5 protein-coding genes are annotated in these 3363 nt (G+C 31.7%); all 5 read left to right on the top strand.

From position 1 onward, the window contains the following. The coding region (locus ACJROP_RS04370) for a hypothetical protein (RefSeq protein ID WP_406534274.1) at window positions 1-259 on the top strand (259 nt) is incomplete at its 5' end. Window positions 260-265: 6 nt separating this feature from the next. Beyond that, complete coding sequence (locus ACJROP_RS04365) at window positions 266-418, top strand: hypothetical protein (protein WP_406534273.1); 153 nt, start codon at window positions 266-268, stop codon at window positions 416-418. Window positions 419-425: 7 nt separating this feature from the next. Beyond that, window positions 426-695, top strand: a complete 270-nt coding sequence (locus ACJROP_RS04360; RefSeq protein ID WP_406534272.1) for a transcriptional regulator — start codon at window positions 426-428, stop codon at window positions 693-695. Between the two features lie 583 nt (window positions 696-1278). After that, window positions 1279-2337: a tyrosine-type recombinase/integrase gene (locus tag ACJROP_RS04355; protein ID WP_406534271.1), complete on the top strand. Its 1059-nt coding sequence runs from the start codon at window positions 1279-1281 to the stop codon at window positions 2335-2337. Between the two features lie 16 nt (window positions 2338-2353). Next, window positions 2354-3363 (top strand): tyrosine-type recombinase/integrase (locus ACJROP_RS04350; RefSeq protein ID WP_406534270.1); only part of this gene is annotated, 1010 nt, incomplete at its 3' end.

The raw sequence follows: 3363 nt of genomic DNA, 5'->3' as shown, positions 1-3363 counted from the left end.
AGATAAGCTATTAAACATCTTCGAGGATAAAGATTTACTCGGCGAACAATTATTAGAAGATATGCACACCTGCATTGATTATTACCGCAGCAACTGTAAACTAAACAGGTTAAGTGAAAGAGCTATCAGGAATTTAAGTCATTGGATTTATACTTGGTTACAGGTAACTCGCACGCCACAAGGAAAACAACGAGAACTCCCTGATTTTGAGATTTATAATAAAAGGTTTCGTGAGATACTTGAAAAAGTATGGGGGTGAGTTATTTTGAGGGATAATGTAATCTCTGCAAGAGTAAGTGATTACTATATAATAAGAAGATGGGTAGAATCTAAATGTGAAGAAAATCAAATATTAGATTATGATTCATTCTTAGAGTATACTTTAAAATACATACAAGACAAATTAGATGAGGGGTGAAACTAAAATGATGGATGATGATATATTAATAAAAGGATCCTATGTGAAGATATCCAATTATCGTGTAAAAGTAATGAATACTTTAGAACCTGGAGAAGTGAAAATACCAAAAGAAATAGCTAGGGATACTGATATAATACAGAACCATATATCAAAGACATTAAGGGAGTTAAAGGATAATAATCTTATTGAATGTATTAATGAGGAAGCACGTAAAGGCCGATTATACAGGTTAACTCCTTTAGGAATAGAAGTGAAACAATATCTAGAGGATTGAATAGGAAATCTTTGAAAACTTTTATAGCTATCTTTTTTGTATTGTTTTTAATAGAATTGTATTCGATTTAATAGAAAATCTTTGCAATGTTTCTTGCTTGAGATTTTCTATGATTCTTTTTTTTGTTTAATAGAAAATCTTTGAAAAGTTTATCGTCATCTTTTTTCTATTCATTGGAATTTTTTTAATAGAAAATCTTTGAAATCTTTTTGATGATCTATTTTCTATTCAACAGTATATGAGGTAATAGAAAATCTTTACAAAGTTTCTTGCCATCTTTTTTCTATTCGCTAACTTTGGTTGTAATAGAAATTCTTTAGAAAGTTTATCGTCATCTTTTTTCTATTCAATTCAATAGAGGTGTATTAGAAATTATAGAAAATCTTTGAATATCTTTGTTGGTATGATTTTTCTATGGGGTTGTATAGAAGTGTATTGATTTCTTTTTTTTATTATTTTTTTAAGTTTAAAACTATTAGTTTTATATACTTGTTTTTACATATATTAGCATATAAACTAAAGATATGCTTTTAGTTTTATCATTATTTTACCCAAAGAATTTGATGAGATGAGGTTATTTTTTATGAGTACAGCTATCGATTATATTAACATGGACGCTCAAAAACAAGCAACCGACGAAATATTGTCCCGAATGGAAAAATACCTAAACGGCACACAACTATACGAACTAAACAAAGTATTAAACGATGAATTCAACAAAGTAACATTCACCAAAAAACGGGAAGGCCTACACTACGATATAGAATCAGAGAACCGCTTCGTATTAAATGAATTCATAAACATGAAAAGAATAGAAGGATTATCAAAAAGAACCCTTGACAAATACGATTACGAAATATGGAAAATGTTCGAATACCTAGGCAAACATTACAATGATATCACCACCGATGACATCAGACAATACCTACAATACGCTCAAAACATTAACGACGCCAGTAACCGGACAATTGATAATTATCGTAAATCCCTGAATAGCTTCTTTAATACAATGAGTGATAATGGATATATTTATAAAAATCCAATGACTCGTATCAGCCCTATTAAATATGAGAAAAAAGTTAAAAAACCATTCTCTGATGAGGAAATTGAAGTGATGAGATTAGCTATTCCTGAAGAAGACCTATTAACCAGAGCAATATTCGAAGTCTTATTATGCAGTGGTATACGATTAGGCGGATTAGTTAATTTGAACAGGAATGATTTAGATTTCAATAGCATGACTTTTAAAGTAACTGAGAAAGGAAACAAGGAAAGAATATGTTATTTGAATGATGCTGCTAAAGTCCATTTGAAAAAATATTTAAACACCCGTACGGATAATAATCCTGCATTATTCGTAGCTACACATACACGAGTGAATAAACAAGGAGTACGTGAACCTCCAAGGATTATGCATAATGGTATTGAACGCCGTATGAGAGAATTAAGTAAAAAATCCAGAGTAGAAAATGTACATCCGCACCGCTTCAGAAGAACGGTTGCATCAAAGTTAATTAAAAGAGGTATGCCTATAGATCAGGTTCAGAAAGTCTTAGGCCATGACAACATCTCCACGACCATGCTGTATGTTGAGGTGGAGCAGAACGCTGTTAAATTGAATCATCAAAAATACACAAATTGAGGAGTTTTGAGTTTTTATGAGTAATTTACTAGCTAATACAGTAGGATTAAATACTGGAATTGGAGTGGTTGGTGGATATAATCAACCACAAAAAAACATTCAACAAACATTAAACGATAATATCATCAATAAATGTAAAGTATTCATTGATGGTAAAGCATTAATACGATTAAATGACACTATACTTGAAGTATTAAAGAAATATGAAATCGTCGTATCCGATGATAATGAAGAAAGCATGGATGTCAACCATATTAACAGGGAATTATTAAACAGATTCCTTGAAGCTAAATCTTTAGAAGGTTGCAGTCCAAGGACAATAGCTTACTATGAATTAGAAGATACTAAATTTTTCGAATTCATACAAAAAAGCATATTAAACATAACCACAGAAGATGTAAGAGATTACCTTAGCTTTAATCAGAAGCTGGGAACCTGTAGTAACAGGACACTTGATAATAAACGTCGTGTACTGAACACTACATTCCAATGGTTCTGTGATGAAGGATACATAATGTCCAATCCATTAATCGGAATCAACAAGATCCGTCATAAAAAGAAAATCAAATTACCTTACACACCAGATGAAATTGAAAAAATGCGAGGAGCATTACTGCAAAAACAAGCAACTACAGATTACCAGAAAATGGTTAAACTAAGAAACATAGCTATCTTCGAATTATTATTATCAAGTGGTATACGTGTTAATGAATTAGTTGGTTTAAACCGCAGCGACATCAACTTCAATGAAAACAGTATAGTAGTGCATGGTAAAGGTTCCAAACAAAGAGAAGCATACTTCAACAGTAAAGCGAAAATAGCTTTACAAAACTATCTGGAAACAAGAACCGATAATGAAGCAAGCCTATTCACCGGCAGGACACATAAACGTTTACTAGTGAATGGGGTTGAAAGAATAGTCCGTGAACTCGGAAGAAGCGTAGGAGTAAAAGCACACCCACATAAATTCAGAAAATACTTCGCCAGTGACTTACTACATAAAGGAGTACCACTAGAACAAATCAA

Origin of the sequence: Methanobrevibacter sp., assembly GCF_045220775.1 — an archaeon.
Lineage (GTDB): Archaea > Methanobacteriota > Methanobacteria > Methanobacteriales > Methanobacteriaceae > Methanocatella.
The sequence above is the reverse complement of the archived record's forward strand: the minus strand, read 5'-3'. Positions and strand labels throughout refer to the sequence as shown.